General features: G+C 38.8%; 2 protein-coding genes. Both read right to left on the bottom strand.

Features of this window, described 5'->3' with window-relative positions:
* A partial coding sequence (locus B4113_RS07015; protein ID WP_201028604.1) for a hypothetical protein occupies positions 1-544 on the bottom strand: 544 nt, incomplete at its 3' end.
* 21 nt (positions 545-565) lie between these two features.
* A complete protein-coding gene (locus tag B4113_RS07010) occupies positions 566-1,867 on the bottom strand; it encodes a YcaO-like family protein (RefSeq protein WP_061912365.1) in 1,302 nt (433 codons plus the stop codon).
* Positions 1,868-1,997: the final 130 nt, after the last annotated feature.

Below are 1,997 nucleotides of genomic sequence, written 5' to 3'. Positions count from 1 at the left end.
TTCCGTGAAAATGCCGAACTGACGCAGGATTTTCATCCCCGGGTGGAGGGCAAACCATTGCCCATGGATCTTTTCCTTGAAAATGGTTAAAACTATTTTTTACCGAATAAAAAAGCCAATTTGATACAATTGCTACATCTAATGGATGATAACCTTTAGGGCCCTTTCCGATGAACTCGCTGTAGTGTCTTTCTAAAGCCCTTGTAACATGGGGGATTGGGTTATGCTGCATAAATCTTTCGTAATAGCAATGATAACAGGCTCCTTGACCGTATTGGACAAACGGACCCACTGTTAAGTAAGGGTGATCAACAACAATGGGCAGAAAACATTTTTTATAATTATGATTGATATTGTCAATATATTTACATAGATCAACACACAAATGTTCCGATATTACAACATATAAGTCAGCATCATAACGGACAGGTAGTTTTTCAAAGTCATTGTCCTCGACTTTTATCCGATCCGTTTCCAATCGCTTACTTAGCAAGCCCCCAATCCGATTTGCAAATTCACCAATTTCAAATAATTGGATTTTCATTAAACGATCCCCCTTTTGGTTTTATGCAAACGGCTGCGGAAAAGGATTGATCTGTTCCTCCGTACGAACACCATATCCCATATCGATAGGTGCCTGATATAGTCTTTTAGTACCCAAGTAGCGCGCCCGATAAGTAAATGAAAGAGGTTGCAGCGTCGGAATAATCACTCTGACTGCATGAAATCCGCAATGCGCAGCCTCATCCGTGGTCAAATCTACTGCAATCACTTCATGTTTCTTTTCTTTCAATCTTTCAATTAAAAAATTTAAATCTTGTTTCGAATCATTCGTAGCGTAGTTAGGAAACTTCGAGAATGGATATCGGCCTTGAGAATATTTCAGGAAATCAAATTCTTTCATCATTGAACTTGATCCCATATATAAAGCACCCTCAAAAACGTCTCTGAACGTATCGATATCAGTGCCTTTAACTTCCTTATGCTGGAGAGCAATTCTTACAGATGCTGCCTCTCTCGTAATTTTAGTCAAAGCTACCAAAGGATCTAATTCAGTGGAGCACATAACGACCGTCGATAGCTTCGGATTATGTGGAGAAAATTGAACACTATAAATCGTCGGTATGCCCAGATCCGTAGTCGCATTATAATAGTAAGTTTCAAAGTAGGAATATTCTTTGTTTTTGGCTAAATAAGACTCTGCCCAATCTGGAAGGGAAATATCAATTTCAATTTTATCCAAAGGGAGCCTGTGCAGCCAGGTTAAAGAAATAGCATCTCTTTCAATAACCTCATTAATGGCGTTAATTAGTGCAGCTTCGTAGCTTGTATGAATCGCACAGCCGGTTGAAATAGGAATCCAAAACCTTTCTCCCTCGCTTTTGTATGGGATATACAAGTAAACCATAATAGCCGGAACCCATACCAATTTTTTGCTTGTTAATGAGATGCCTCGAACCCATCTTATTTTTTCTTTCTTATTAGGCTTTAGTATCGGACACATCGGATGTTTTAGCTCATTTTCCGAACAAACTGGTATTTGATCTAGATCGAGAGCGTCTTCTCCAAGTTCTTCCGCAGTGGCCCATATAAACTGTTCCTCATTAAATACACATGAACAATAGCGTTCCAACGTTTCAGCCAACGATTTGAATTTCGCCATATCATAGCTTATATCTCCGCCCGCGCCGGTAAGTTCCATTTGACTACCGTGGTTATTGTATCGTAAGTTTTCGATCTGACTAAGATCACCTAAGCTAGAACCGCAAATGTAATATTTCGGTTCGCCATGCGCAACAGGTAGTAATTGTGGATAAGTCATTAAACCACCAACAGGTTGGCACAAATCATAAATACTTTTGTTCATCTAAAAACCTCTCATCTAAAATTTTTTAGAATGCAGACAGTCGTCTTTACCTTCACTGTATCAAAATAAAAAAGAAAAAACATCCGTATTTTCCGCAATTTTGATTGCGGAAAATACCTATTTTTAGAGA

The sequence above is a fragment of the Geobacillus sp. B4113_201601 genome, from assembly GCF_001587475.1.
GTDB classification, from domain to species: Bacteria; Bacillota; Bacilli; order Bacillales; family Anoxybacillaceae; genus Geobacillus; species Geobacillus icigianus.
Note: the sequence above shows the minus strand (reverse complement) of the source record. Positions and strands in the feature narration are given on the sequence as shown.